The 25,580-nt window shown below is 57.5% G+C and carries 22 protein-coding genes; 14 read left to right on the top strand and 8 right to left on the bottom strand.

Annotated elements, in window-relative coordinates; genetic code table 11:
* Positions 1-289 precede the first annotated feature (289 nt).
* From gabT to SRBAKS_RS15065, 12 genes are all read left to right on the top strand, one after another.
* A complete protein-coding gene (gene gabT / locus SRBAKS_RS15120; RefSeq protein WP_229591724.1) occupies positions 290-1,594 on the top strand; it encodes a 4-aminobutyrate--2-oxoglutarate transaminase in 1,305 nt (434 codons plus the stop codon).
* Between the two features lie 3 nt (positions 1,595-1,597).
* Positions 1,598-3,379 (top strand): aldehyde ferredoxin oxidoreductase family protein, encoded by a 1,782-nt coding sequence (locus SRBAKS_RS15115; RefSeq protein WP_229591723.1) that lies wholly within the window; start codon positions 1,598-1,600, stop codon positions 3,377-3,379.
* A gap of 11 nt (positions 3,380-3,390) precedes the next feature.
* The gene (locus SRBAKS_RS15110; RefSeq protein ID WP_229591722.1) at positions 3,391-4,413 is read left to right on the top strand and encodes an ABC transporter ATP-binding protein; all 1,023 of its coding nucleotides are present in this window, start codon (positions 3,391-3,393) and stop codon (positions 4,411-4,413) included.
* Positions 4,406-5,326, top strand: coding sequence for an ABC transporter permease (locus SRBAKS_RS15105; RefSeq protein WP_229591721.1), 921 nt, complete (start codon positions 4,406-4,408; stop codon positions 5,324-5,326). Before SRBAKS_RS15110 ends, SRBAKS_RS15105 begins: the two co-directional genes overlap by 8 nt.
* Position 5,327: 1 nt before the next feature.
* Positions 5,328-6,146, top strand: coding sequence for an ABC transporter permease (locus SRBAKS_RS15100; protein ID WP_229591720.1), 819 nt, complete (start codon positions 5,328-5,330; stop codon positions 6,144-6,146).
* The gene (locus tag SRBAKS_RS15095; RefSeq protein ID WP_229591719.1) at positions 6,139-7,188 is read left to right on the top strand and encodes a polyamine ABC transporter substrate-binding protein; all 1,050 of its coding nucleotides are present in this window, start codon (positions 6,139-6,141) and stop codon (positions 7,186-7,188) included. The genes SRBAKS_RS15100 and SRBAKS_RS15095 overlap by 8 nt, the downstream gene beginning before the upstream one ends.
* Before the next feature lie 57 nt (positions 7,189-7,245).
* Complete coding sequence (locus tag SRBAKS_RS15090) at positions 7,246-8,808, top strand: amidohydrolase (RefSeq protein WP_229591718.1); 1,563 nt, start codon at positions 7,246-7,248, stop codon at positions 8,806-8,808.
* 52 nt (positions 8,809-8,860) lie between these two features.
* Complete coding sequence (locus SRBAKS_RS15085; protein WP_229591717.1) at positions 8,861-10,216, top strand: putrescine aminotransferase; 1,356 nt, start codon at positions 8,861-8,863, stop codon at positions 10,214-10,216.
* Positions 10,217-10,227: 11 nt separating this feature from the next.
* Positions 10,228-11,661 carry an aminobutyraldehyde dehydrogenase gene (locus tag SRBAKS_RS15080; protein ID WP_229591716.1) on the top strand — a complete coding sequence of 478 codons (1,434 nt, stop codon included), beginning with the start codon at positions 10,228-10,230 and terminating at the stop codon, positions 11,659-11,661.
* Between the two features lie 19 nt (positions 11,662-11,680).
* Positions 11,681-12,748, top strand: a complete 1,068-nt coding sequence (locus SRBAKS_RS15075; protein ID WP_229591715.1) for an agmatine deiminase family protein — start codon at positions 11,681-11,683, stop codon at positions 12,746-12,748.
* A 9-nt stretch (positions 12,749-12,757) separates the two neighbouring features.
* A complete protein-coding gene (gene aguB / locus SRBAKS_RS15070; RefSeq protein ID WP_229591714.1) occupies positions 12,758-13,639 on the top strand; it encodes an N-carbamoylputrescine amidase in 882 nt (293 codons plus the stop codon).
* Positions 13,640-13,884: 245 nt separating this feature from the next.
* Positions 13,885-15,162, top strand: coding sequence for a mechanosensitive ion channel family protein (locus SRBAKS_RS15065; protein ID WP_229591713.1), 1,278 nt, complete (start codon positions 13,885-13,887; stop codon positions 15,160-15,162).
* 31 nt (positions 15,163-15,193) lie between these two features.
* Here SRBAKS_RS15065 and SRBAKS_RS15060 read toward each other — a convergent pair whose 3' ends face one another.
* From SRBAKS_RS15060 to SRBAKS_RS15025, 8 genes are all read right to left on the bottom strand, one after another.
* On the bottom strand, positions 15,194-16,534 hold the full coding sequence (locus tag SRBAKS_RS15060; protein ID WP_229591712.1) for a sigma-54-dependent transcriptional regulator: 1,341 nt from the start codon (positions 16,532-16,534) through the stop codon (positions 15,194-15,196).
* Complete coding sequence (locus SRBAKS_RS15055) at positions 16,531-18,021, bottom strand: PAS domain-containing sensor histidine kinase (protein ID WP_229591711.1); 1,491 nt, start codon at positions 18,019-18,021, stop codon at positions 16,531-16,533. The genes SRBAKS_RS15060 and SRBAKS_RS15055 overlap by 4 nt, the downstream gene beginning before the upstream one ends.
* 127 nt (positions 18,022-18,148) lie before the next feature.
* Positions 18,149-18,835, bottom strand: coding sequence for a hypothetical protein (locus SRBAKS_RS15050; protein ID WP_229591710.1), 687 nt, complete (start codon positions 18,833-18,835; stop codon positions 18,149-18,151).
* 1 nt (position 18,836) lies between these two features.
* The gene (locus SRBAKS_RS15045) at positions 18,837-20,117 is read right to left on the bottom strand and encodes a sulfite exporter TauE/SafE family protein (protein ID WP_229591709.1); all 1,281 of its coding nucleotides are present in this window, start codon (positions 20,115-20,117) and stop codon (positions 18,837-18,839) included.
* A 21-nt stretch (positions 20,118-20,138) separates the two neighbouring features.
* Complete coding sequence (locus SRBAKS_RS15040; RefSeq protein ID WP_229591708.1) at positions 20,139-20,552, bottom strand: response regulator; 414 nt, start codon at positions 20,550-20,552, stop codon at positions 20,139-20,141.
* Positions 20,549-20,935, bottom strand: a complete 387-nt coding sequence (locus SRBAKS_RS15035) for a response regulator (protein WP_229591707.1) — start codon at positions 20,933-20,935, stop codon at positions 20,549-20,551. Before SRBAKS_RS15035 ends, SRBAKS_RS15040 begins: the two co-directional genes overlap by 4 nt.
* A 24-nt stretch (positions 20,936-20,959) precedes the next feature.
* Positions 20,960-21,391, bottom strand: coding sequence for a response regulator (locus tag SRBAKS_RS15030; protein ID WP_229591706.1), 432 nt, complete (start codon positions 21,389-21,391; stop codon positions 20,960-20,962).
* Positions 21,384-23,102, bottom strand: a complete 1,719-nt coding sequence (locus SRBAKS_RS15025; RefSeq protein WP_229591705.1) for a sensor histidine kinase — start codon at positions 23,100-23,102, stop codon at positions 21,384-21,386. The genes SRBAKS_RS15030 and SRBAKS_RS15025 overlap by 8 nt, the downstream gene beginning before the upstream one ends.
* Before the next feature lie 579 nt (positions 23,103-23,681).
* On the opposite strand from SRBAKS_RS15025, the gene SRBAKS_RS15020 reads away from it, so the two are divergent.
* Both SRBAKS_RS15020 and SRBAKS_RS15015 read left to right on the top strand, forming a co-directional pair.
* Positions 23,682-24,086, top strand: coding sequence for a response regulator (locus SRBAKS_RS15020; RefSeq protein WP_229591704.1), 405 nt, complete (start codon positions 23,682-23,684; stop codon positions 24,084-24,086).
* Positions 24,087-24,414: 328 nt separating this feature from the next.
* The gene (locus SRBAKS_RS15015; protein ID WP_229591703.1) at positions 24,415-25,569 is read left to right on the top strand and encodes a M20 family metallopeptidase; all 1,155 of its coding nucleotides are present in this window, start codon (positions 24,415-24,417) and stop codon (positions 25,567-25,569) included.
* Positions 25,570-25,580: the final 11 nt, after the last annotated feature.

Here is a 25,580-nt window from a genome sequence, read left to right as displayed (position 1 = left end):
CTTTTTTGACACTTTATGTTCAATTCCCCTCATATAATTGCTGATTTACCAATCAACAGTAACAATCTTGTAAATTATCGCTTTGATTCATAATTGAATCAACATTTAATCTAATAATTTAAATAATTTAGCCTTGTTGTTCGATTCAATACTGAATCAACACAGGGGAAGCGCCTTCCCTGCCATATGCATAACATCTTAATATAAAAGGAGAAATACTAACGGGACCACCATTTGCTATTATATCGTCAGTCAATGCATTCCAACACGATATACTAATGGTGAAATCATGATCAAAACAGATGAGTTACTTCAGAGACGAAACAAAGCCGTTCCCCGCGGCGTGATCAACCTCACTTCCATTTATGCAGACTCGGCCAGCAACGCCACGGTAACCGATGTAGAGGGCAATACATATATAGACTTTGCCAGCGGCATCGGCGTCAACAATGTGGGGCATTGCCATCCCGAAGTGGTCAGCGCGGTGCAGAAACAGGCAGCCAAGATGCTGCACACCTGTTTCCACGTCATGCCGTATGAAGGCTATGTCGCGGTAGCGGAAAAACTCAATGCGCTGACGCCCGGCGATTTCGACAAGATGACCGGATTATTCAACTCCGGCGCGGAAGCCGTTGAAAACGCCATCAAGGTCGCCCGCTACGCCACCGGTCGCCCCGCCATCATCGCATCCGGCTCCGGGTTCCATGGCCGCACCCTGCTGGCCTCCACCCTGACCGCGAAGATCAAGCCCTACAAGGCCGGTTTCGGCCCCTATGCCCCTGAAGTCTACCGCATTCCCTACGCATACTGTTACCGCTGTCCCGTGGGCTGTTCCTACCCGAGCTGCAACATCGAATGTGCGGAACTGCTGAAGAAACGGTTTGTGGACATGGTGGACCCGGAATCCGTGGCCGCCATCATTCTGGAACCGGTGGCCGGAGAAGGTGGGTTCGTGGTGCCTCCCAAGGAATATTTCCCCCGCATCAAGGAAATCTGTGAAGAGTTCGGCATCCTGTTCATCGCGGATGAAGTCCAGTCCGGCATCGGCCGCACCGGCACCATGTTCGCCATAGAACAGTGGGACATGATCCCTGATCTGCTGACATCGGCCAAGTCCCTGGGCGGCGGTATGCCCATCTCCGCCTGTACGGGACGCGCCGATCTCATGAACGCCCCGCAACCCGGCGGTCTGGGCGGCACATACGGCGGCAACCCCGTCAGCTGTGCCGCGTCCCTCGCGGCTCTGGAAATCGCCCAGCGCGACGACCTGCCCGGACAATCTCGGAAACTCGGCACCACGGTCAGAGCCGTCTTTGAAGACTGGGCCAGGAAATTCGACTGCATCGGCGATATCCGCGGTTTGGGTTCCATGCTTGCCCTGGAGCTGGTCCATGACCGCACGACCAAGACCGTTGCCCCGGATCTGACCAAGGCCGTGGTGGCGGAGTGCGCCAAAAACGGACTCGTTCTGCTCTCCTGCGGCAATGGCGGCAACGTCATCCGCACGCTCATGCCCCTGACCATCACCGACGCAGAGCTTGAACGCGGCCTCTCCATCATGGAAGCGGCCTTTGAGACGGTAACCAAGGGTTAATCCATGAAAGGGATCTTCGGTCGCGTACTTACCATCGATGTCACCACGCGGACATTTTCCATTGATCCGCTGCCCGACCTCGGCCTGCCTCTGCCCGGAGGCAAGGCGCTTGGCACCCGGTTGCTCCTGGAGCTGAACACGCCGGGTGTCGACCCCCTTGCCCCAGGCAACTACCTGATCGTGACCACAGGCCCCTGCTGCGGCACCTCGGCATGGGGCGGAAGCCGCTACGGCGTTTACTCCAAATCTCCGCAGACAGGGTTCTACGCAGAGTCCTATTCAGGGGGAAAAACGCCTGAAGCCATCGACCGAACAGGTTTTGATGCCGTCATCATCACGGGCGCGTCCGATACGCTGCTCGCCCTGGCGGTCCACCCGGACGGCTGTGATTTCCATGACGTTCCCGACCTGGCCGGAGTGGAGACCTATCAGACCGAAGACGAGATACTGGCCCGGTTCGCTCCCACAGGGGACGGATTCGGCAAACCCGGCGCCATGGTCATCGGACCGGCCGGTGAAAATCTGGTCAGCTTCTCGGTCATCGAAAACGACTACTGGCGCTCTGCCGGTCGTAGCGGCATGGGTGCGGTCCTCGGCTCCAAGAAAGTCAAAGGCATCGTGTTCTGCGGCGACCGCAAACGGGAAATAGCCGACCCCAAGGGGCTGAAGGCCTTTGCCAAGCAGTTCATCACCGAACACAGGGATTCTCCGGCAACCAAAGCGTACAAGGCTCGCGGCACGACCCTGATGGTCGAGCTCATGAACACGGCCGGGGCCTTCCCGACCCGCTACTGGTCATCCGGCACCTGCGATCACTGGGAACATATCAGCGGCGACACCTTTCACGAGCAACATGACATCACGCCCCATGCGTGCCTCAAGTGTTTCATGGCGTGCGGACGCAAGGCGCGCATCGTCTCCGGCCCCCACAAAGGGCTCCAGATCGAAGGCCCCGAGTACGAGACCATCTACGCCTTCGGCGGCCTGTGCATGATCAGGGGCATGGATGAAATCGCCCACCTCAATGATCTCTGCGACCGCCTCGGCATGGACACGATCTCCGCCGGAAACCTGTGCGGCCTCGTGGCCGAAGCGTCAAGCCAGGGCCGACTGGATGCGCCACTGACCTACGGTGACGGCGAAGCCATCTCCGCCCTGCTCGATCAGATCGCCAACCGCGATGGGCTGGGGGACATCCTGGCGGACGGCATTGCCAAAGCCGCCAAAAAACTCGACCTCGAAGACATGGCCGTCCACGTCAAGGGCATGGAGCCTGCCGGATACGACCCTCGCGTTCTCAAGGGCATGGGATTGTCCTACGGCACCTCTCCGCGCGGCGCCTGCCATCTGCGGACCACGTTCTACAAGCCGGAACTGTCCGGCATGATTCCGCCGGAGACCATAGACGGCAAAGCGGATATGCTCATCAATTTTGAAGACCGGCTGGTTCTGTTCGACTGTCTCATACTCTGCCGCTTTTACCGCGACATGTATGGTTGGGAACAGCTTGCCGAACTGCTCACCCTGATAACGGGAGAGACATGGACCGAGGCGGCCCTCCGCAAGGCAGCGTCCGACGTGGTGGACAACACCCGCCGCTTCAACATCCAGGAAGGGCTCACGCCCGACCACGATTTACTGCCACGAAAACTGCATGAAGCGCTGCCCACGGGCCACGTTATAACCCGGGAGGAATACGCCCTCCTGTTGAGCGATTACTACAGCCTGCGCGGTTGGGACATTTCCGGGAATCCCCAGTCCGAACCCACGGCAACCACCAAGTAGGAGAAGAGATTATGACCTTAGAAGCATACGCGGTTCACAAGAGTTACGGTGACGTCCAGGCGCTCAAGAACGTGGATATAACGGTTAAGAAAGGCGAACTTTTCACCTTGCTCGGCCCGTCAGGCTGCGGCAAGACCACCCTGCTGCGCATCATCGCGGGCCTTGAGCAGGCCGACTCCGGCTCCGTCTTCCTGAACGGACTGCCCATCACAGACAAACCCGCAAACGAACGGCCCGTGAACACGGTCTTTCAAAGCTATGCCCTCTTTCCACACATGACCAACGCGGACAACGTGGCCTTTGGCCTTCGTTCCCAAAAGAAGCCTGAGTCCGAGATCAAACAGAAGGTCCAGAAGACACTGGACATGATGGAGCTGTCCGACTTCGGCGACCGCTTCCCGGACCAGCTCTCGGGCGGGCAGCGTCAGCGTGTGGCCATGGCCCGCGCACTGGTCTGCCAGCCGGAACTGCTGCTCCTAGACGAACCCATGTCCGCTCTGGACGCCAAGCTGCGTACCCAGTTGCAGGTTCAGCTCAGACGCCTTCAGCAAAAACTGAACAAGACCTTCATCCTCGTCACCCATGACCAGGACGAGGCGCTGACCGTATCCGACCGCATCGCGGTCATGAAGGATGGCGAGGTGCTCCAATGTGGCTCACCCCGCGCCATCTACGATCGCCCCAACTGCCGGTTCGTTGCCGAATTCATCGGGACGGCCAACATTCTGGAAGCGGAACGCCGCAACGACCAGATCATCACGTCTGTGGGCAAACTGACCCTGCCGACCCTGCCCCAGTGGAAACGGGGCGCACTGGTCATCCGGCCGGAAGGCATCCGTCTGCGCGATGAAGAGCCGAAAAAAAACGGCGTACTGGCCACGATCACGGAGACATTCTATCGCGGCACCTTCCTGGACATCACCCTGGAACCGGGCCAACTGCGCATGCGCTGCGCACCGCACAAGAAACTTGCCGTGGGCGACAAGGTCTGGGTCGAACTGCTTGAGGAAGCACTGGTGGCCATCGATGACTAAACACACACAATCAAGCACCCGCATCTGGTTCGGCGAAATGACCACCCGGCGCGCCCTCAGGCGTCGCGGACTGCTCCACATCACTCCGGGGCTGTTCTGGATTCTCATGTTCCTGACCATTCCGGCCCTGGCCCTCATCGCCCTGTCCTTTGCCACGCGCGGCGGATATGGCGAGATTCAGTGGATCTTCACCTTCGAGAACTACACCCGACTGGCCGGGTACGGCCTGTTCGGCTGGTCCCCGGACTATCTCTATATCCTGGCGCGCTCCTTGTGGGTGGCGCTGGTGACCACGGTCGTCTGCACGGCCCTGGCGTTTCCGCTGTCCTTTTATATTGCCAAAAAGCCCAAGCATACACGGTATATCTGGCTGACGCTGGTGATCATCCCGTTCTGGACCAACCTGGTCATCCGCACCTATGCGTGGCAGCTCGTCCTGTCTCCGGACCTGCCCATCGCCAAATTCGCGGCCGTGCTCGGGCTCATCCCTGCCGGCAGCCCGCTCTATCCGTCATCCTTTGCCGTATACATGGGCATGATCTCCGCCTTCCTGCCGTTTATCGTCCTGCCGCTCTACTCCAGCGTGGAGAAGCTTGACTGGTCGCTGGTCGAGGCGGCCTACGACCTTTACTCCGACAAGCGCCGGGTCTTCATGCAGGCCATCCTGCCCCAGACCCTGCCCGGTCTGTCAGTCGGAGCCATACTGACCTTTGTCCCGGCCATGGGCATGTTCCTCATCCCCGACTTCCTGGGCGGCGCAAAATACATGCTGGTGGGTAACCTCATCCAGCAGCAGTTCGGCAAGAGCCGCGACTGGCCCTTTGGTGCGGCGGTCTCCCTCGCCCTCATGGCCCTGACGCTCATCGGTCTGTTCCTGTTCCGCCGTAAAGGCCAAGACATCGAGGTGGTCTAGCATGAGAAAAACACGATCATTCTTCATCCCGGCCTGCGCACTGGGCACACTGGCATTTCTCTATGTCCCGCTCATGGCCGTGGCCTCGTTCTCGGTGAACAACTCCCGTTTCGGACTGACCTGGCAGGGATTCACCTGGAAGTGGTATCTGGAGCTGTTCCGTAACGAGCAGATTCTGGAAGCTGTCTGGAACACCCTGATCCTCGGTTTCGTGTCCACCATCATCGCCACGGTCGTGGGCACGGCTCTGGCCATCGGCATGAGCCGCTTTCCCTGGAACAAAAAGACGTCGGCCTTTTTCGAATTCAACCTGTATATGCCGGTCATCACACCGGAAATCGTTTTCGCAGGCGCACTGGTGATCGCCTTTGCCACCCTGCGCTATGTCTCGTCCATTTTCGAACCCGGCCTGCTGAACATGATCATCGGCCATGTCACCTTCCAGGTCGCCTTTGTGGCGCTGGTGGTCAAGAGCCGCCTTGCCGCCTTCAACAACGAGATCGAGGAAGCGTCCAGAGATCTCTACGCAAGCAACTGGTACACCATGCGCAAGGTCATACTGCCCATGCTCACCCCCGGCATCGTGTCCGGCGCCATGCTTGCCTTCACCCTTTCCCTTGATGACTTCATCATCAGTTTCTTCACCGCCGGTCCCACCTCGGTAACCCTGCCGCTGTACATATACGCGGAAGTGCATCGCGGCATTACGCCGAGGATTCACGCCCTGTCCACTGTCGGGTTGCTGGCGACAATACTACTGGTTGTCATTTCTGAGAAAATATCCAACAATTCCAAAAAGAAGGAGAACTCCCATGCGTAAACTTCTGTTCGCTGCCATGATGGTCCTGACTGTTCTGATGCTGGTTCCCAGCGCCTTTGCCGCCGAGGAGATGCGGCTGCTCATCTGGAGTGAGTACATGCCTGAAGACTTTTTGACCGATTTCGAGAAAGACACCGGAATCAAGGTCAGGGTGGAATACTACGAGTCCATGGAAGAGATGGTCGCCAAGCTCCAGGCCGGCGGCAAAAACCAGTATGACGTGGTGGTCCCCTCCGATTACATCATCCCCGCCATGATCAAACTCGATCTGCTCAAGGAACTGGATCACTCCAAGCTTCCCAACCTGAAGAACCTGCAGGACACCTTCATCAACCCGGCATGGGATGACGGCAACAAGTACACCGTGGCCTATCAGTGGGGCACCCTGGGACTCATGTACCGCAAGGACAAGATCAAGGATTTCGACGGCACATGGTCCGTCATGTTCGATGCCGCCAAACGTGAAGGTGCGTTCATCTTCATCGACTCCGTGCGCGAGATGCTCGGCGTGGCCCAGTGTTACATGGGCATGGACGTCAACACCACGGACAAGACCGAACTCAAGAAACTCATGGACAAGATGCTTGAAGCCAAACACGACAAGTACTTTGCTGGCTTTGACGTCGGTACCGGTGGCCGTTCCAAGGTTGCAGCAGGCACCGCCATTGCCGCTATCGTCTACAATGGTGACGCCCTGCGCGCCGTGGCCGATAACCCGGACACCTGCGCTTTCGTGAACCCCAAGGGCGGCACCATCGGTTGGGTGGACAACATGTCCATTCCCATCGGCGCCCCCCACCCGGACCTGGCATACACCTTCATCAACTGGGTACTGAAACCCGAAGTCGGCGCAAAGCTGTCCAACTGGACCCAGTACGCCACCCCGAATAAGGCCGCCTTCCCGTTCATTACACCTGAAGACTTCAAAAATCCGGCCATCTATCCTGAAGAATCCTACATGCCGTCCTTGCAGTTCATCAAGGATCTGGGCAATGACAACAAGATGTATGATCAAATCTGGACCATGGTTAAATCCCGTTAATTCATCAATAAAACCGGTGGTCGGAGCGCATGCTCCGGCCACCACCCCACAACTATCATGAATGATCGCTATCTGCTTTTGAATGGAACCATCCTCACTATGGATGACAAGGACTCCCGCCACACGGCCGTAGCCGTGGAAAACGGACGTATCCGCAGTGTCGGCTCCACCTCCGACATGGCCGCCTTTATGGACGAGAAGTGGCCTGTCATTGACCTTGAAGGACACACTGTCCTTCCCGGTTTCATTGACTCCCACCAGCACCTTGGTCTCACTGGCCAGGTCCTGAACGGCATCGATTTTCTGAACACCAGGACGCTGGACACTGTCTATGAAAAGGTCGGCGCAGTCGCTGCACAGGCCAAGCCGGGTGCCTGGATTCTCGGGTACACACTGAACGACTTTGGGCTGAAGGAGAAGCGCCTTCCGCTCAAGGAAGAACTGGATGCGGTCTGCACGGACAACCCCATCATGGTGGTCCATTCCTCATGGCACATGTGTGCGCTCAATTCCACGGCGCTGGATATTCTGAACCTGCCGCCCGACCTGCCCGGCATGGACCTCGGTGACGACGGCAAGCCCACCGGCGTGGTGCGCGACCCCGGCGCCGTGACCCATGTGTTCCCGGCTGTTTCCTCCCTCACGCCCGAAGACGTCAAAATGGCCAGCTTCCGCAAGGCATGCGAAGCGGCCATCCGACAGGGCATCACTACCCTGCATTGTCTGGAAGGCGGCGAGTTCGGCCCCGGCGACACCCAGATGGTGATCAGGAACACGGACCAACTCCCGGTGCATACCGTGCTCTGGAATCAGGTCATGGACATTGAAGAGACAGTGGATCTGGACCTCACCCGCATCGGCGGCTGCATCTGCGCAGACGGCGCCATCGACGCCTATACCGCCGCCCTGTTCGAGCCGTACCTTGATCAGCCGGGCAACTGCGGCACATTGAATTTCTCGCAGGAGGTCATGGACGACTTCATCCTGCGCGCTCACAAGCAGGGATTGCAGGTAGCCATCCACTGCGAAACCGACGCCGCCATTGAGCAGGTCCTCTCTGCCATGGAAAAAGCCCTCGCAGCACACCCCCGCGACGACCATCGCCACCGCATCGAGCACTGTGAAATCCCGACACGGGATCAGGTGGAGCGTATGGGCAGGGCCGGCATTCTGGCTGGCATGCAGCCCGCATTTTTCCCCTATCTGGTTGACATGGACGACTACGAACTCAGGTTCGGCAAGGAGCGTCTGCGCTGGATTCACCCATACCGGACCATGCGTGAAGAAGGCGTGGTCATGTGCGGTGGTTCAGACTGTCCTGTCACCCCCCACGGCCCGCTGACCGGCATCCAGGCCGCCGTCCTTCACCCCATCGAAGAGGAGCGGCTCACGCCCACGGAGGCCATCCGCATGTTCACCATCGACGCCGCCTACAGTGCGTTCGAAGAAAAAGAGCGCGGCAGCATCGAGCCAGGTAAATATGCCGACCTCGTGATCCTGGCCCACGACCCCACGACCGTGGCCCCGGAAGCTATCCGGGACATCAAGATCATTAAGACCATCGTGGAGGGAAAACCCGTGGAAGACGTCAGGGACGGGCCTGACTCCAATGCCAACTAGAATCAATCAAAAGCACATAAATACAAATAGATAAACAGTTCGGAGAAGAATCATGACACGCGACATCAAGAAAGCCTTTCAGGAAGCGACAGACTTTGTGGACATCATCAAGCAACCTGTCGGTGAAGTTTCACTCGACGACCGCAAGGCCATTGCCACGGAGACTGTCGAAAACTTCCGCGACTACATCAACAAAGGTTTTCTGGAATACCGCAAGTCCGTCACCGAGGCCGGTTCCTTTGCCGTGACCGAATGGACAGGGCAGGGTTCCATACTGGTAGACGCTCTTGAGCGCGAATATATCGATATCCTCGGCGGTTTCGGTCTCTACAGCTACGGCATCCGCCACCCCAAGATCGTGGAAGCCGTCAAGGCACAGCTCGATCGCTCGCCCCAGTACTCCCAGGAAATGCTCGACCCGCTGCGTGCCAAACTCGCCCGCGTCATCGCCCACCTCACCCCCGGCGACATCCAGTACGGTTTCTTTGCCAACTCCGGCACCGAGGCCGTTGAAGGTGCCATGAAACTGGCCAAGTTCTACACCGGCAAGAAAGGGTTCATCTCCATGCTCAAGGGGTTCCACGGCAAGACGCTGGGGTCCCTGTCCCTCATGGGCAAGAACGACTACCGCGCCCCGCTCCTGCCCCTGCTGGAAGGTGTGCGCCACGTCCCCTTTGGTGATGCCGACGCTGTCGAGCAGGAATTGAAGAACGCCCTGGCCGTGGGCGACGACATCGCCGGTGTCGTGGCCGAACCCATCCAGGGTGAAGCCGGTGCCATCGTGCCCCCGGATGACTACTGGCCGCGTCTGCGTGAGATCTGCGACAAATACGGCGTGCTGCTCATCGCCGATGAAGTCCAGACCGGATTTGGCCGCACCGGTGAAATCTTCGGCGTGGATCACTGGGATGTGACCCCTGACATCATGTGCTTCGGCAAGGCCCTCGGCGGCGGCGTGGTGCCCATGTCCGGTTTTTTCTCCACCCCCAAGATCTGGGAAGTCATGGAACCGAACCCGTTCATGCACACCACGACCACAGGCGGCAACCCGCTTGCCTGCGCGTCTGCCCTCGCCGCCCTTACGGTCATGCATGAGGAAGATCTGCCCAGACAGGCCAAGGAAAAGGGCGAGTACGTCAAGAAACGGCTGAACGAGATGGCTGACACCTACCCCGGAATCTTCGACACCATCTCCGGTCGCGGTCTGCTCATCGGCATGCAGTTCGTCAGCGATGAAATCGGCTACGCCGTGGCGTCCGGTCTGTTCGCCCGCGGCGTCATCACCGCAGGCACCCTGACCAACGCCAAGTGCATCCGTTTCGAGCCTGCGCTGAACATCCCCTACGAACTGCTGGATGAAGCGCTGAACAAGATGGAAGACGTCATCAAGACCCTGCCCAAGAACTAAGGAGACCCGCTATGGATATGAAATTATGGATCAACGGCCAATGGACTGACGCCGCCGACGGCGCGCAGATGGATGTTGAGAATCCGGCTACCGGGGCTGTGGTGGCCTCTGTGGCCAAGGCAGGGGAGAAGGACGTCCTCCGTGCAGTGGAATCCGCCAAGACCGCCTTTGAGGACGGTCGCTGGTCCGGGCTGACCCCGGCCGACCGGTCCGCGACCCTCTGGAAGCTGGCCGACCTGCTTGAGGCCCGCATGGAAGAATTTGCGCGGGTGGAATCGGAAGACACAGGCAAGCCCTATGAATTCCTCAGCCTGGGTGCGGACCTGCCCTTCTGCATAGACAATCTGCGCTTCTTTGCGGCCGCCGCCCGAGATACAGGTGGCCATCATGCCGGTGAATTTGCCGAAGGATACACCTCCATCTACCGCCGCGACCCCGTGGGCGTGGTCGGACAGATCGCGCCGTGGAACTACCCGCTGCTCATGGGCGTCTGGAAAATCGGCCCTGCCCTGGCCGCCGGATGCACAGCCGTACTCAAACCCGCGTCCCTGACCCCGCGCACCTCCCTCATGCTTGGAGAGCTGACTGCCGAGGCAGGCATCCCTGACGGCGTGGTCAACGTGGTCGCGGGCAATGTAGGCCACATGCTCACCACCCATCCCGACATCAGGATGGTCAGCCTGACCGGTGCCACCGAGACGGGCGTGGCGGTCATGAAAAGCGCGGCAGACACCGTCAAGCGCGTGCACCTGGAGCTGGGCGGCAAGGCCCCGGCCCTTGTCTTTGAAGACGCCGATATCTCCCTTGTGGCCGAGAAACTGTCACTGGCCGCGTACTGCAACTCCGGCCAGGACTGCACCGCCGCCACCCGCATCATCTGTCACACATCCATTGAATCGGATGTCCGCGAGGCCATGGTCGCGGCCATGGAAAAGGTCAAGGTCGGCGATCCGTTCGACGCATCCACTGAAATGGGTTCCATGATCTCCGCCAGACACCTGGACATGGTTTCCGGGTTTGTGGAGCGCGCCGAAAAAGACGGTGCTTCCATCCTGTGCGGCGGTAAGGTCATTGACGGTCCCGGCGCTTTTTTCCAGCCCACGGTGATCGCCGACGTTGCCCAGGATTCCGAAATCGTGCAAAAAGAAGTCTTCGGTCCCGTGATAACCATCCAGAGTTTCGGGGACGAAAAAGAAGCCGTTGCCCTGGGCAATGACGTCGACTTCGGGCTGGCCTCCTCTGTCTTCACTCGCGATGTCGCCCGGACCATGCGCGTCTGCCGCGCTCTGGAGTTCGGCACGGTATGGGTCAACGACCACCTGCCGCTGGCTTCCGAGACCCCGCATGGCGGTTTCAAACAGTCAGGGTTCGGCAAGGATCTCTCTGCCGAGGCGGTGGGCGATTATCTGGTCACCAAACATGTCATGATCAACACCGTTGATTAGTAATACTGAAGGAATACCCATGGCGAACACTCCTGTTACACCTATCCGTATCCCCGTCCGTGCGCCCATCTGCGACGGTCTGCACATGCCTGCCGAATGGGCCGAGCATGAAGCCACATGGATGATCTGGCCATGCAAGCCGGGCGTCTGGCGCGGCATGGAGAAACCCCGTTGCGCCTATGCGGAAGTCGCCAAGGCGATCTCCCGGTTCGAGCCGGTCTACATGATGTGCCGCCCGGAGCTGCTGGAGGACGCCAGGTACTACTGCGGCGATTTCACCACGCTGGTTCCCATGGACACCCGCGACTCCTGGGCCCGCGACTCGGCTCCCACCTTTGTGGTGGACGGCAGGGGCGGCGTGGCCGGAGTCGACTGGATATTCAATGACTGGGGTCACATAGCTCGATATGAAGGCAAATATGATGAACCCATGGGGCTGCATGTGCTGGAACACCTGAACATGCGCAGGTATGCTGCTCCCTTCATTATCGAAGGGGGTGGTCTCCACACTGACGGCGAAGGCACCCTGCTCACCACTGAGCAGGTGCAGTTCGACCCCAACCGCAACGCGGGCTTCTCCGCCACGGACTTCGAAGACCTCTTCCATGCCTACCTCGGTACGGAAAAGGTCATCTGGCTCGGCAATGGTCTGGAGGATGACGAGACCAACGGGCATGTGGATATCCTCGCCTGTTTCGTTCGTCCCGGTGTGGTCATGGTGCATGATTGCACCGACCCGGAGAACAACAACTACGCGGTCACCCAGGACGCCATCAAACGGCTTGAAGCAGCCACGGATGCCAAGGGCCGCTCCCTTGAAATCATCCGTATCCCCGAACCCGCTCCGCGCTACCACGGGGACTGGCGCATGGACCTGAGCTACATCAACTTCTACATGTGCAACGGAGGCATCATCATGTCTTCCTTTGATGATCCCATGGATGAAGTGGCCTACAAGATACTGTGCGACGCCTTCCCCACCCGCGAAGTCATCCAGATACCAAGTATCGACATCTTCGCCGGTGGCGGCGGTATCCACTGCATTACCCAGCAGCAGCCCAAAGGCGCACCGCTGCCCGTGTTTTAGGAGCGCGCAATGAGTAAAACGACATTGGCCGTCACCCAGATGGCGTGCGGCGACGACTTTGCCACCAACGTGGACAAGGCGGAATCCCTGGTACGCAAGGCCGCGTCCTCGGGTGCTCAGATCATCCTCCTGCAGGAGCTGTTCGAGGGGCCCTACTTCTGCAAAACCCAGAAACATGACTATTTTGCCTACGCCCACGAAGCAACTCTGAAAGATTCGCTTCTGGCACGATTCTCCACTCTGGCACAGGAGTTGGGCGTGGTCCTGCCTGTGAGTTTCTTTGAGCGCGCAGGCAAGGCATACTACAACTCCATGGCCATGATGGACGCGGACGGGACCATGCTCGGCCTCTACCGCAAAACCCATATCCCCCAAGGGCCGGGATACGAAGAGAAATACTACTTCAACCCCGGAGACACCGGATTCAAGGTGTGGGAAACGGCCCATGGCAACGTCGGCGTGGGCATCTGCTGGGACCAGTGGTACCCGGAGGCCGCCCGTGCCATGGCGCTCATGGGCGCGGACGTACTCATGTACCCCACGGCCATCGGTTCCGAACCGACCATGCCGGAGTGTGACTCCATGCCCCATTGGCGACGGACCCAACAGGGTCACGCCGCCGCCAACGTCATGCCTGTGTGTGCATCCAACCGCATCGGCACAGAAATAGACGACGATGTCGAGTTGACCTTCTATGGCTCATCCTACATCACCGATCCTATGGGCGAACTCATCGCCGATGCCGACCGCGTGACCGAAGGGGTGCTGTTGGCAGAAGTGGATTTCGACGAAATTCGCAACTTCCGCGCGGGCTGGGGTTTTTTCCGTGATCGCAGGCCTCAGCACTATGCACCGGTCATGACGCTGGATGGGAAAACAAAGATCGGATAACAACAGACTCTCCATCAGGTCCCGCAGTTCTTCTTTGCTGCGGGGCTTTTTCGTGTACGCCGTGGGATGGTTGACTGCTCCCTCATGACGCCGGACCGCACCATTTGCCATTGGAAATTTTTTCGGGATGCGCTAAGAATGGGGACGTCCACAAAGATTTCCATGTCAATCCGGATTGGATTCGACATGCATCGGACAGCAGAAAGGACGCTCGGTCCCTACCGCCAATGCACTCAAGGAATGAAATGCAGAAGAACCTCGAAATCTACCTCGACAACCTCCTGAACTGGTTGCAAACCAATTTCCTCACCCCCAACGCCATAACGCAGTGGGTATGCATTCTGTTCGGTGTCGTGCTGGTCTTTTCACTCGGTCTTGTCATCGGCCCCATGTTCCGTCGCTGGGTCAAAGCCTCTGTCTCCAACGAGTTCCTGCGCTCCCTCTTCTCGGTGACCGCCTCCGTAACCCATAGCCTGACCTTCTTCCTGTACTCCCAGATATGCATCAGCTTCTTTGTCATGAAGGATGACTTTCCCCGCTGGATCATTGCCGCCAGCGATCTATCCATCGCCTGGGTGGCTATCCGACTGTCCACCTACATCATTCCCAACAGGGCGATTTCCCGGCTGGTGGCCTTCTGCGTCTGGGGGCTGGCCCTGCTCCACATCGTCGGCCTGCTCGGCTATATCACCAGCTATCTCCAGACCATGTCCCTGTCCATGGGCGGCAACACCATCTCGGTCTACGGCATGATCAAGGGGTTGATTCTGGCGGCCATCTGCCTGCAACTGGCCCGGGTCATCTCCACCTTCACGGCCAAACGGATCGAGACTTCACACACCCTGTCTCCCTCACTGCAGGTGTTGATCAACAAACTCATCAACATCGGCCTGTATACCGCGGCCCTGCTCTTCACCCTGTCCAGCATCGGACTCGACCTGACCAGCCTGACCATCTTCTCCAGCGCCCTTGGTGTCGGCGTCGGTTTCGGCCTGCGCACCATTTTTGCCAACTATATTTCCGGCATCCTGCTGCTGCTCGACAAGTCCATCAAGCCCGGCGATGTCATCGAACTGGTCGGCGTTTTCGGTACGGTTCGCTACATGCACGCCCGCTACGCATCGGTCCTGACCCGCAGCGGCAAGGAATACCTCATTCCCAATGAGAAACTCATCACCAATGAGGTCATCAACTGGTCTTACTCCAATACCAATGTCCGTCTGGTCATTCCGGTGGGCGTGTCCTATGCGTCCGACATCCATCAAGTCAAAAAAATCATGGAAGACGCCACAAAGGGCATCAAACGCATACTGCGCACCCCACCTCCACTGGCCCGCCTTTCCGGCTTTGGAGACAGCTCTGTGGACATGGAGTTATGTGTCTGGATTGCAGACGCCGAAGACGGTGTGGGCAACGTCACCAGTGAAGTCCTGTTCAATATCTGGGATCTGTTCAAGGAAAATGACATCGAGATCCCCTTCCCGCAGCGCGATCTGCACATCAAGTCAGGCTCGCTGGGATAGTCCCCGAGGACTGCACCGGGAAAATGGCACCCTATTGCCCCTTCCCGCTCTCCATCTTCTTCAGCTTCTCCCGCAGGGTTTTGCGGTTGATGCCCAGCACCTCTGCCGCGCGGGTCTTGTTGCCCCGGACCATGGTCAGCACATTGCGGATATGCTCGTACTCCACCTCGGCCAGGGAACGGTTGACGCTCCCCTCCACTGGCAGGCTGAAGCGCATGGAATCAGGCAGGTCAGTGACCTCGATGGGGTCATGGTCCACAATGACCACCAGCCGCTGAATGAGATTCTCCAGTTCACGAACATTGCCGGGCCAGGCATGGGTACGCAACGCATGCAGGGCCTCATCCGTCAGGTTGGGCGGCACACGGTTCATGGCCTGTGAAAACTTGGTCAGGAACAGATTGATGAGCACCAGAATGTCATCACCCCGCTCACACAGGCGCGGAACCGGGATATCCACCACGTTGATGCGGTAATAGAGATCCTCACGAAAGCCCCCTTCCTCCACCAACTGCTTCAAATCCTTGTGCGAAGCGGCCAGTATGCGGGTGTCCACGGTATGCACCAGACTGGAACCGACCTTGGAAAATTCCTTGGACTGGATCACGCGCAGCAGCTTGGCCTGCATGTTGGGGCTGGCATCGCCGATCTCGTCCAGAAAGATCGAACCGCCGTGGGCGATCTCGAAGAATCCCGCCCGAGAATCCTTGGCGCCGGTGAACGCGCCCTTGACGTGACCGAACAACTCGGATTCCACCAGACTGTCTGGAATGGCCGTGCAGTTGACGGGCACGAATGATGCGGTTCGCCGATTGGAGTTGTAATGCACGGCACGGGCCACCAGCTCCTTGCCGGTGCCGGAGTCTCCTGAGATAAGCACGTTGGCGTCTGTGGAAGCGGCCTTTTGTATGCGCCTGAACACTCGCTGCATTTCCGGTGAGTTACCGATAATCCCAAAATTGTCCGGGGGCGTATCCGAGGTGGAGAGCACGCGTCTGCGGCGGAGTCGGTCAACGATGCGCGTGACCGACGATAACAGCTCTTCGGTGGTAAAAGGCTTGGCCAGGTACTCGCCCGCGCCGTCCTTGATGGCCTCGACAGCGCCGGGGATGGAAGGATACCCGGTGATCATCATGATATCCACGTCCTGATGATTGGCTCGGACGTGCTTGATCAGGTCCAGCCCGGTGGCTTCGGGCATCCGGTAGTCCGTGATCACCAGGTCTATGTCCAACTCATCGAGCAGAGACAGCGCCTCATCCACGCGTTCACAGGTAAAGACCTGGTAGCCTTCGGGTTCAAGATTGCGCTTGAGCACCTCGAGGGTCGCCCTGGAATCATCTACTGCCAGAATGCGTATGGCATCACTCATGAGTCAACACCCTTGTTGCTGTTGGGACAGGGGATGGCCACTTCCACCCGCGTACCCTCACCGGGCCTGCTGTCCACTTGAATGAACCCGCCATGTGCCTTGACTATACCATGTGTCACGGAAAGGCCAAGCCCTGATCCCTTGTCCACGTCCTTGGTGGTATAAAAGGGAGTGAAAATCTGTTTGAGGACTTCCGGCTCCATCCCTGTCCCGGTGTCCTCCACAATGAGATACACATCCGTATCATTGGACCATGTTCGTACGTTCACCTTGCCCCCACGCTCCATGGCCTGGATGGAATTGACCACCAGATTGACCACCACCTGCTTGACGTGCTGCGGGTCCGCGCTGACCACGGGCTGGGACACATCAAAATCCCGGATGATCGTGATGTCATTCCGCATGGCCCCTGCCTCGGTGATTCGCAGCGCCTGCTCCACGGCCTCATTGAAATTGAGTGTCACGAACTGCGGCGACAACTGTCGGCCAAAGAACATCAGCTTACGAATGATCTCGCGGGCATGCAGGGAAGAATCCACGATATTGTTCAAGTCCGTGACCAGTTGTCCGGACAGGTTGGGCGTCTGCAGAGCCAGCTCGGCAAAACCCAGAATATTGGCCAGAGGCTCGTTGATCTCGTGGGCCACACCGGCCGAGAACTGCCCGATCTTGGCCAGTCGGTCGGACTGCCTGAGCTGACGCTCCAGCTCATGCTTGGCCTTGCGGGTCTCTTTCTTGGCGATGGTGACGGCGATCTGCTGGGCCGCGGTGGCAAAGAGATCCATCTCGTCCTCAATGAAGGCGACACGGCCGCGTCCCTTCTCTCGCACGGCCACGGACAACACCCCACGCCGCTCCTTGTTGACCATGATCTGTTCGGTAAGCATGTGATCCGTGTCCACATATCCCGGCGTTTCCCAGATGCGCTGGTCCAGCTTCAGACGGATAAACGTCATGGCCGGGTTCTGAAACGCGGACGGCAACAGGTCGATCATCTTGGTCAGCAGCACTTCCAGCTCCTGATCAACATCAGCTGAGAGCAAACTGAGTTCGTAGAGGCAGTTGAGTTCCTTGGTTCGTTCAAGGAGCGTAAACCGCTCGCGCAACAATCCTTTTTCGCGAAGGACCAGGTCTGTCACATCCTGACCGACGCACAGCAGGGAAACGGCCTCCCCGTTGTAATCCGTCAGGGGTTTGAGATTCCAGTTGACGTAGACGATATCGCCGTCCTTGGCCGTGATCACTCCGGCAAAAGCGGAGACGCCCTGACCATGTGCGGACTCAAACAACGCGCGGCGCGCCATCCGACGCTCACCCTTATGGATGAAGGTGACAAACCAATCACGGCCGGCAAGCTCCTGTATGGAATACCCGGAGAGCGCCTCCAGTTCGGCGTTGCCATGGATGATGCGCCCGTCAAGATCGAGGGTGACCACGATGCCATGGCTGAGTTCCATGACAGTCTCGTAGTAATTCTGGAGGTTCATTGTACGCTCCTCATCATCCTCAAATAAAATGAAATTCCTTGAAAGTAAACCAACCAGGGGGGTACGACCCGGCGCCCTGAGGCTGCCGAGCCGCACCCTGGTTTGGGTATGGTAGAATTAACGGGAATTAATGACTGAGCTTGAGTCCCCACCCTTCAAAAAGGAAGAGGATGGCAAAGCCATACCACAAAGTATAGAAAACATAAAACGCCAGTGAAAAAACAACCATTCCAATTTGATCCATGATCTGGACAGGTTCAACCTTGAAATAGTTATATGAAGCCTCAACAGCCTTCTTGCCCACATTGCCAATCACCTTTGCCGCCGCGAATTCACGATGGGACTTCAGCGACTTGTCCATGAGCTTCAGACTGGTCCACCAGTTGAACATGGCCCGTCGGGGTTCCAGGTCATACCTGGCGGTGATGGTCTTGCCATCATTGTGATACATGGCCTCAGCGTCTGCCAGACTGGTATTCAGCATGCCCCCCAGAGAGCCGGACACCCGCAACGTGTTGCCTGCCACCTGCGCCTGCGCCCCTGCCCGGGTGAACAGAAGGGCTGACTGTGACGCCTCTATCTCGGTGTCATACGCCAAATCCATGGAGACCTGCTTGTTCGCATACGGGGCCACCTCTTCCTTGAGGGCAGGGATGTAATACACCGACCCCTTGGAAATCGAGTTATAGAGGTTATCGAGATATTCCATCGCATTATGCCCTGAGAACATCGGCTGGAACATCAGATACAAGACCACGAAGAAGGCTATCAGGAGTACGGCTCCACCGTAGAATTCTTTCTTGTTATATATCATTTTAAAGGACCTCCTTGCGCTTGAGCGCAGGAATATTCTTGAGGAACGTGCCGATGACCCAGACAGAGAACCCGCCGATGACAATGAAGAAGAGCCATATGCCTATGTCACTCAAGATTGCACCCAGCCCCGGAGAAACAGGTATGACCCCCATTTCACCCAGCTTGCCGGGCAGTGCGAAGATACGATTCATGAAACCGGCCAGCACGGCCATGGCATAAAAACCACGGATGGTGATGCCAGGCACGACCTTGGTGACCAGCGCACCGATCTGGATGCCGAGCAATGAGCCGATGAGCATGCCCATGGCCAATGTGTAGAAGATGAAGCCGTAAATGGCATACTGTGAGACCGAGGCAAACCCTGCGGTGAACACGATCTGGAAGATGTCCGTGCCAACGGTGGTCATGGAAGATACACCGAGGACATAGACGAAAATCGGGAAGGTCAGGAAGCCGCCGCCGACCCCCATGATGCCCGCAGCCAGACCCACGAGGGCACCGGACAGCACCAGGAATATCCAGGAAATCCTGCGTCCGCCGGGCACCAGATCCTTGTCAAAGGAGATCATGGGCGGGAACTTGATGTCCTGCAGGGACCTGGACATGGCGCCTAGGTCGGCCCCTTCTTCGCCACCATGCGCATCGCCTGCGCCACCGGCCTTGCGGGAGCGCAGAAAGTCGGTCAGGGCATAGAAGCCCAGGAAGCCGAGCATGAGCGAATAGATGGAGGTGATGAATGCGTCGGACAGAACCGGGTTGATCTCATACAATACACGGTTGATGACGCCGCCCGCAGTCGCACCGAGGACCGCTCCTATGAGGAACACGGCAGCCAACGCCACGGAGACGTTACCGAGCTTGCGGTGAATGACGCTGCCCATGATCGCCTTGGCAAAGATATGGAACAGGTCCGTACCCACCGCCAGGATACCCTTGATACCGGCGGACATGAGAGCCGGAGCGATGATGAACCCGCCGCCCGCGCCGATACAGCCGGTAATAAGTCCCGCTCCCACGCCGATGGCAATGGAAACAAGAAAGATACCCAGAGAGTAGAACGCCGGGCTGTAGGCTTTCTTGCCGCCCAGCAGGTTAGGCAGGACCGGTCCGATATCGTCGGCAAAGGCGATACCGCCCAGGATGATGGGGATGACCAGCAGTGCGATGAGCAACAGCTTTTTACGACTGCTCACAATGGACTCCGCGTTGGCTATCTCCCACTTGGCCATGGCGCCTGCCCCGGCCATCATGAATCTTCCCCATTCAGTAAAAAAACGCATAACTCTCCTCTCTTTCTTTTGTTATTCTTGCCTGTTGTCACAGCTATTGCCATGTCTCAGGTTCTTTTTTCTTTGAAATGCCGCATCCTCTATCTTGAGAACCAATTTTTCCAACTCCACCGGCTTCAGGAGGTAATCGAACGCTCCCATCGCCAAGCTTGAGATAACGATATCCGTATTCGCATGCGCTGTGAGCATGATGACCTCCACCAAAGGGTGGCTCCGCTTGAGAGCGCTCAGGGTCTTGATGCCATCCATGCCAGCCATCTTCATATCCAACAAAACGACTTCCGGTTCTTCTTCGGCCAGGGCCTGCAGGGCCTCCTGCCCGCCAGCGACGGTCCGCACTGCGAACCCCCGTTTGCCCAAACGCTTGGACAGGGGAGCGGTGAAATCGACCTCGTCGTCGATCAGAAGAACCCTGATCCTGTTCATGCATCCACCTTCGCGCCCCCAAGCATCAGCACCTTCAAGTACAGCCGCTCGAAATCAACGGGCTTTGACAGATAACTGGCCGCACCCAGCTTCATGCACGTATTCCGCGCTTCCACGCTGCCGTGCCCCGTCAGCATGAGCACGGCCATCTCCGGGGCCAGTATCGTACATAATTTCAATATTTCAATGCCATCCATACCTTGAAGCTTGAGGTCCACAATAGCGACGTCAAACTCATGCTTCCTGAGAAGCCGCACCCCTTCCTCGCCGCTGGCCACCGGCATGGCGTGTACACCCCGACGGGTCATACGCTTGCACAGCACCTCGGCAAACCCGGTTTCATCGTCCACAACAAGCAATTTGACGTTCGTGCGATCAGTCATTTGTATTCGCTATTACCTGTTCCATTACGCCATTCGATTGGCTATGTCACTTACACGCGCTTCAATCGCTTCACCTTCATGCTCTTCCTTGAGCGCAACGGCCTGCAGAATTTTCTCGGTCAACCCGTCGAAACTACAGGGTTTCATCAGATAATCGAACGCGCCGTGCTGAATACCTTCGATAGCCGTAGGGACAGTGGCGTGCCCCGTAAGCATGATGACCTCCACCAGCGGGTAGAGCTCCTTGATCTCCTGAAGCACGGTCAGCCCGTCCTTGCCGGGCATTTTCATGTCCAGAATGACGACCTGGATATCAGCGTGCTCAGCGAGCTGCCGCATGGCAGCGGCCCCTTCGTACGCAGTGTAAACGACCATGTCGCGCATGTTCAAACGCTTGGACATGGTACTGACGAACCCCACCTCATCGTCCACAATAAGCACGGTGGCATCAGACATGGTGAATCTCCTTTGCTACGGTTTTCTGTTCATGGGAGACATGCGGAAGCGGCAACCGAATGGTGAATCGGGTCCCCACGCCCACAGTGCTCTCGACATCTATCTCTCCACCCATCTGATGGATGATTCCGAAACATATGGAGAGGCCGAGGCCGCTCCCCTTGCCCACCGGCTTGGTGGTGAAAAATGGGTCGAATATCCGGCTCAGGTTGGCGGCGGGTATACCGGGGCCGGTGTCAGCCACTTCCATGATCGCATGACTACTGTCGGCAAAACAGGCAATGGCAAGGGTTCCGCCATCGGATTCCATGGCCTGAATGGCGTTGTTGATCAGGTTCAACAGCACCTGCTGCAACTCCGTGACCGAGGCATGAACCGAGGGCACCGACTCATCGAGATCAAGAGAGAACTCCACCCGCACGCAGCGCGCCTGCTGCATGGATATCTCCACCACCTCACGGATGAGTAAAGGCAGATCGACTTCGCCCACCCTGGAATCGGTCTGCCGGGCAAAACTGAGCAGTTTGTGGGTGATATCCTTGCACCGACGCCCCTGGGTCGCCACCTGAGCCAGGGCACGGTCAATCTCACTGCAGGACGGCAGTTCCCCGCCTTCGTCTTCAAGCAGATCGGAAACCCAGCCCGCCTCCTCGATCATGATGGCCACGGGATTATTGATTTCATGGGCTATGCCCGCTGCCAGCTCGCCAATGGCGGCCAGCTTGCCGGTCTCGACCATCTGCCTGTTCAGGAGTTCGGATTCCGCATCAATGAACTTGCACCGATGTACCAACTTGCGGGAGACGACAACGGCCATGACCACGATGCAGAGACCGCCCAGCAGAAAGACCAGCAACGTAATGTTTTCGGTACGGGACATGTCGGAAAAGGCATCGGCCACGCTCTGCTGGTAGACCAACTGCCACTCACCGTTCTTCAGGTCCGAGGAAATCGTCAGATAGGTCTCGCCGTCGCTGCCTTCCGATTCGCTGATGGTCACCCCCTGGGGCGCTTCCGGATAGGGAATGTTCTTGACCGGCGTCAGCGTCAGCCGCTGCTCGCGGTTGTCCGCATGCCGGGTCTGAAACACGCCTTCGGAGTTGAGAATATAGGCGTACCCGGTTTCACCGATACGGATGTTCTCCACCAGATGGGTGAAGGCCAGGAAATCTATGGTGGCACGCAGGGTCCACTTGCGATCCGCGTCCTCACTATTGATGGAAATGATGAAATGGGGCGACTGGCGCAACCCGAGGAAGACATCACTGATGGAAGATGCGCGGTCGCGCGAGTTCACATACCAGTCCGCCTCGGCATAGTCGGCATCGAGCAGATTGAACGGCCCTGCATAGCTCACCTGACGGCCCTGTTCGTCTACTATGCCGAGATCCACAAAAATGCGGCCATACTGCTGCTGCATGCCGCGCAGGGTTTCACTCAAGACACCGGGAGCTGTCAGTTCGGCATAGGAATAGGCGCGGCTGAGATACTGCACCTCATTGAGCTTTTCCAACAGGAACGTGTTTACCGTATCCTTGTGCTTGTCCACCACCTCGCAGAGATGCGAATAGACCTTTACTCTATATATGGAACGGAATTGATGGAAAATCAGGCCACCCACGAGAATCAACGGAGCCATGGAGACAGTAATCACGGTCAACACAATGTTGCGGGACAACCCTTCATATGAGGATTTTTTCTCTGGATGCATGGCTCACTCTCTTTATGTCACTCTGACTTCCATCACCGGCTCCAACCGATTCCTGCACAAACATAGGCAAAGTATGTGCCACTTTTCACATATCAGATTACACTGAAGAATCCACACATTTTCATTAATAACAAGGAATATGGCGTGTTAGCTTACAATTCTCTCCACCCGTCGTTGAGGATGGCACACCTTTACCCAGCCAGAAAAAGCGGGCTAATCACATTGACCTCACACGAATCGGTGCAATTTGTATCACCGGTACAAAATGTACCGACAGATAAAACGCACCTCTAGAGCGACTGAGCCCCTCATTTTTCGCTCCTGCCATCAAAAAACGGGGCGTTTCACCCCACTTTGTCGTTCAACCTTGACGACACACTCTCTGTTCCCCTTTACACAATATTTTATTCTTCAACCCTGAAAACTCCGCGAGTGACCATATAATAACTTGAATTAAATGAATAAACAGAGCGAATTTACTTCAATATATTATTGTAGAAATTTCGAACTGGCCCAACCATTGGCACGGTCATTGTATCTGGACCTGATTACATGAAAGGGGAAGGACAAGGAGAACCAATGGCCAATCAGGTACACATTCTCGTGTTTGACAACGGCACAGGCTTTGCCAGCCTTTTAACCGAAAGACTTGAACAATACGGTTATACCGTAAACACGGCAACGAACTACAATGAAACCTTCAACGGACTGGAAGAGGCTCCTTGCCATGTGGCTGTGCTCGACATGAACATGCCCGGTCTCGGCGGATTGCAACAGATCAAGGTCCTCCGCGCCACTTTTCCGGGCGTGAAGGTGATCATGCTCACTGACGACAACCCAAAGGAGACCATGGACTGCCTCAGGGCCGGAGCCTTCGATTACCAGACCAAGCCCGTCCATGTTGACATTCTGACAGCGGTAATACGTAACGCCGCCGAACCCGTGCCGCTGTATGGCAAGAAGCCGCCGTGTCGGATCAGCTGACACCACAAGGACGACTCAGGCGCTGAGAGGTGGGGCCTGTTCGCACAACAGGATACGCATAGACAAACGACTGAACGAGTGTAGCAACCGATGTGATGTGAATATACCGGCTCTCCCCGTGTTCACCCGCATCACCCCACAAAAGCCTGTGGCTCACACCACAGGCTTTTCCTTTGCGAAAACCCTGCAAAATGAAGCAGTAGCATTCTCCATGCGGAGTTGTTCAGATATCTCTGCCCATCCCTTCTGTTCCCTTGAATAATGTCCAGCCCGGGCGTACCCTCCCTCCACATCGCACTATCAGCTTCTGAACACAGGAATACAGACCATGATACAGACCATTAAACAGTTTCTGACAGAGAACGAGCAGGCCATGTTCGATCTCCTGGAGAAGGTAATCAATATCAACAGTTGGACAGCCAACAAGCCGGGCGTGGACGCGGTGGCGAACGTCTTTCTGCGTGCCGTGAAAGAAATGGGGTTCACGACCCGCATCGACTCCCAGCCTGTCAGCGGCGATCATGTGGTGGCCGCGAACGCCGCTCGATTGAATACAGGCGGCGGCGCGCTCCTGATAGGGCACATGGACACGGTCTTTCCCCCGGACATGGGGTTCGATACATACCGCAAAGACGGCGGCACCATCTACGGACCCGGCGTCATCGACATGAAATCAGGCATCGTCACCGCCATATTTGCGGCCCGGGCACTCCAGGCAGCAGGGCTGGACGATATCCCTCTAGGCTTTGTCTTCAACTCGGATGAAGAAACCGGCTCCCCCAATTCCCGCGTACTCATCACTGAAGAAGCCAGAAAATCCGATTTCTGTTTTGTCATGGAGTCCAGCGGCCCGGGCGGCGAGATCATCACCGGACGCAAGGGACGCATCGTCTTTGACGTCACGGCCACAGGGCAGGCGGCACATGCCGGACACTGTCCGGTGCCCCGCCCCAGCGCCATCGTGGCCCTGGCCCACAAGATCACGGCCATGGAAAAACTGAACGGGTACGACGACGGCACCACGCTGAACTCCGGCGTCATCGAAGGCGGCGTGGGGCCGAACACCGTGGCCGCGCATGCCACGGCACGGGTGGAGACACGGTTCACCTCTCCCGCGCACCGCGCACACGTCTGGGCGGCCATCAACGATATCGTGAACTCCACCGAAGTGGACGGCACAGCCTGCAATGTGGAGATCGTCATCGAACGCCCGCCCATGATGGAAACCGAGGCCAACCTCGGGTTGTACTCGGTTGTCGAAGCCTCGGCCCGGGAGCTGGGCATGGATGTGCGCCCGAACTTTCGCGGCGGCGGGTCCGACGCCAACATCATTTCGGAAATCGGCATCCCGGTGCTGGATGGCCTCGGCCCCTTTGGCGGCAAGCTGCATACCGTGGACGAATACATGTTTGCCGACTCCATGATGCACAGCGCCCTGCTGACAGCGGTGTCCATTATCAACGGACACAAAAAATATCAGTAACGGGGGGGCGA

This window comes from Pseudodesulfovibrio sediminis (assembly GCF_020886695.1).
GTDB classification, from domain to species: Bacteria; Desulfobacterota; Desulfovibrionia; order Desulfovibrionales; family Desulfovibrionaceae; genus Pseudodesulfovibrio; species Pseudodesulfovibrio sediminis.
Note: the sequence above shows the minus strand (reverse complement) of the source record. Positions and strands in the feature narration are given on the sequence as shown.

Excerpts from the sequence above, each read along its gene's own strand:
- gabT (WP_229591724.1), top strand. The coding sequence starts at position 290 with ATGATCAAAACAGATGAGTTACTTCAGAGACGAAACAAAGCCGTTCCC.
- SRBAKS_RS15115 (WP_229591723.1), top strand. The coding sequence starts at position 1,598 with ATGAAAGGGATCTTCGGTCGCGTACTTACCATCGATGTCACCACGCGG.
- SRBAKS_RS15110 (WP_229591722.1), top strand. The coding sequence starts at position 3,391 with ATGACCTTAGAAGCATACGCGGTTCACAAGAGTTACGGTGACGTCCAG.
- SRBAKS_RS15105 (WP_229591721.1), top strand. The coding sequence starts at position 4,406 with ATGACTAAACACACACAATCAAGCACCCGCATCTGGTTCGGCGAAATG.
- SRBAKS_RS15100 (WP_229591720.1), top strand. The coding sequence starts at position 5,328 with ATGAGAAAAACACGATCATTCTTCATCCCGGCCTGCGCACTGGGCACA.
- SRBAKS_RS15095 (WP_229591719.1), top strand. The coding sequence starts at position 6,139 with ATGCGTAAACTTCTGTTCGCTGCCATGATGGTCCTGACTGTTCTGATG.
- SRBAKS_RS15090 (WP_229591718.1), top strand. The coding sequence starts at position 7,246 with ATGAATGATCGCTATCTGCTTTTGAATGGAACCATCCTCACTATGGAT.
- SRBAKS_RS15085 (WP_229591717.1), top strand. The coding sequence starts at position 8,861 with ATGACACGCGACATCAAGAAAGCCTTTCAGGAAGCGACAGACTTTGTG.
- SRBAKS_RS15080 (WP_229591716.1), top strand. The coding sequence starts at position 10,228 with ATGGATATGAAATTATGGATCAACGGCCAATGGACTGACGCCGCCGAC.
- SRBAKS_RS15075 (WP_229591715.1), top strand. The coding sequence starts at position 11,681 with ATGGCGAACACTCCTGTTACACCTATCCGTATCCCCGTCCGTGCGCCC.
- aguB (WP_229591714.1), top strand. The coding sequence starts at position 12,758 with ATGAGTAAAACGACATTGGCCGTCACCCAGATGGCGTGCGGCGACGAC.
- SRBAKS_RS15065 (WP_229591713.1), top strand. The coding sequence starts at position 13,885 with ATGCAGAAGAACCTCGAAATCTACCTCGACAACCTCCTGAACTGGTTG.
- SRBAKS_RS15060 (WP_229591712.1), bottom strand. The coding sequence starts at position 16,534 with ATGAGTGATGCCATACGCATTCTGGCAGTAGATGATTCCAGGGCGACC.
- SRBAKS_RS15055 (WP_229591711.1), bottom strand. The coding sequence starts at position 18,021 with ATGAACCTCCAGAATTACTACGAGACTGTCATGGAACTCAGCCATGGC.
- SRBAKS_RS15050 (WP_229591710.1), bottom strand. The coding sequence starts at position 18,835 with ATGATATATAACAAGAAAGAATTCTACGGTGGAGCCGTACTCCTGATA.
- SRBAKS_RS15045 (WP_229591709.1), bottom strand. The coding sequence starts at position 20,117 with ATGCGTTTTTTTACTGAATGGGGAAGATTCATGATGGCCGGGGCAGGC.
- SRBAKS_RS15040 (WP_229591708.1), bottom strand. The coding sequence starts at position 20,552 with ATGAACAGGATCAGGGTTCTTCTGATCGACGACGAGGTCGATTTCACC.
- SRBAKS_RS15035 (WP_229591707.1), bottom strand. The coding sequence starts at position 20,935 with ATGACTGATCGCACGAACGTCAAATTGCTTGTTGTGGACGATGAAACC.
- SRBAKS_RS15030 (WP_229591706.1), bottom strand. The coding sequence starts at position 21,391 with ATGTCTGATGCCACCGTGCTTATTGTGGACGATGAGGTGGGGTTCGTC.
- SRBAKS_RS15025 (WP_229591705.1), bottom strand. The coding sequence starts at position 23,102 with ATGCATCCAGAGAAAAAATCCTCATATGAAGGGTTGTCCCGCAACATT.
- SRBAKS_RS15020 (WP_229591704.1), top strand. The coding sequence starts at position 23,682 with ATGGCCAATCAGGTACACATTCTCGTGTTTGACAACGGCACAGGCTTT.
- SRBAKS_RS15015 (WP_229591703.1), top strand. The coding sequence starts at position 24,415 with ATGATACAGACCATTAAACAGTTTCTGACAGAGAACGAGCAGGCCATG.